This is a genomic window from Vibrio sp. Vb0937, from assembly GCF_033338855.1.
The window spans coordinates 1-1,120 of the sequence record NZ_JAWOTK010000371.1; the positions used below are offsets into that span (position 1 = coordinate 1).

The 1,120-nt window shown below is 42.8% G+C and carries 2 protein-coding genes; one reads left to right on the top strand and one right to left on the bottom strand.

What is annotated here, in order from left to right:
- The coding region (locus R7P67_RS25795; RefSeq protein ID WP_318086446.1) for a zinc ABC transporter substrate-binding protein at positions 1-722 on the bottom strand (722 nt) is incomplete at its 3' end.
- A 78-nt stretch (positions 723-800) separates the two neighbouring features.
- Here R7P67_RS25795 and R7P67_RS25800 point away from each other — a divergent pair.
- The coding region (locus R7P67_RS25800) for an ATP-binding cassette domain-containing protein (RefSeq protein ID WP_318086447.1) at positions 801-1,120 on the top strand (320 nt) is incomplete at its 3' end.

A 1,120-nucleotide genomic window follows, 5' to 3' on the forward strand; every position in this document is an offset into this window, starting at 1 on the left:
TGAGGCTCAGAAAACACACAAGCCACGTTACCTGATCCCAGTGTTTTTCTGATCTGAATCAGCGTCTTGGCACCCGGCTTTCGGTCGGGAGTCACCGTAAAGTGTCCTAGATTATTTAACTGGTAACGCTCTTCAAAATAACCGTACGCATCATGGAAAACGAAGTACCCTTGGTTCTTCACTGGTGCTAACTGCTGCTCTATTTCCTTATCTCTAGCCGCAAGCTGTTCTTCAAATTTAACAAGATTGTTGCTGTACGTTTTCGCATTAGCTGGATCGATTTCCGCCAATTTGTTCACAACAGCTTGGGCGACCTGTTTAACCGGTTTAATACCCAACCAAAAGTGCGGGTCGTGGCTACCGTGGTCATGACCGTCGTGATCATGCGAATGCTCACTATCAAACTCACGAAGCGCTAGATTTGGTATTTCGCTTAGCGTCAGTGTACTAGATCTATTTGATACGACTTTTTCAAGAAACGGTTCCAAATCATGACCATACCAAATCACCAAATCCGCAGACGCGACTTTTTTTACATCAGAAGGTCGCAGCGAATAATCGTGTGGTGATGCATTTGACTGAACTAGCACTTCAGGAGTAGTGACGCCTTCCGTCAGTTCAGTCACCATCAGTTGGATCGGTTTAATGCTTGTAAGTACTGTTATCGCCTGCGCTGGCAAGGTTAACATTGCTGAAGCAGCAAGAATTAAAGCTCTTTTCATAGTTTTACTTGGGATATGGCGTAGAAAGTGCGATAATGTTACATTATAACATTATAGTTTTGCAAATGAGTTTCATTCATGTCTTCATTAGTCAGTCTTGAACAATTGTGCGTCGAGTTCGATGATCGCAGAGTTCTTGATAACATCAGCATGGAATTAGAAAAGGGCAAAATCACAACCCTAATCGGTCCCAACGGAGCGGGAAAATCCACGTTAGTTAAAGTCATTTTAGGGCTTCAAAAGCCGACTAGCGGAAAATTGGTTAAAGCGAAAAAGCTAAAAATTGGTTATGTGCCTCAGAAACTGAAACTCAACGACTCTTTGCCGCTAAACGTTATCCGTTTCTTAAATTTAGCAGGAACGTACAGCAAACAAGAATGCCTTGATGCATTAAGACT